The sequence below is a fragment of the Pauljensenia sp. UMB3104 genome (genome assembly GCF_030217285.1).
Lineage (GTDB): Bacteria > Actinomycetota > Actinomycetes > Actinomycetales > Actinomycetaceae > Pauljensenia.
Genome location: NZ_JASONN010000229.1, coordinates 1 through 288, shown reverse-complemented (window position 1 = coordinate 288; position 288 = coordinate 1). Strand labels below are relative to the sequence as shown.

Annotated in this window: 1 protein-coding gene; it reads left to right on the top strand. The window is 56.2% G+C overall.

Annotation, left to right across the window (positions count from 1 at the left end; translation table 11 throughout):
- On the top strand, positions 1 to 288 hold a 288-nt coding region (locus QP415_RS11500; protein ID WP_285100169.1), incomplete at both ends, for a terminase large subunit domain-containing protein.

The following is a 288-nucleotide window of genomic DNA, read 5'->3' as shown; positions in this document are numbered from 1 at the left end:
ATAATCTCCACCCCCGAACTAGCCTGGCTAGCCAAAGCCATCAACTACAGGCAAGGCGCACCAACCGCAAAAATACTCGGCAAACCCGTCAGCATAGTCGGAGCCAACGACCAATCAGCAGAAACAAAAATCCGCGGCGCAACAGTCGCCCTAGCCTACGCAGACGAAGTAACAGTCCTCCCAGACTCCTTCTTCCGCATGCTCCTATCCCGCCTCAGCCTAGACGGCTCCCAACTACTCGGAACCACAAACCCCGACAGCCCCTACCACTGGCTCAAAACCGACTAC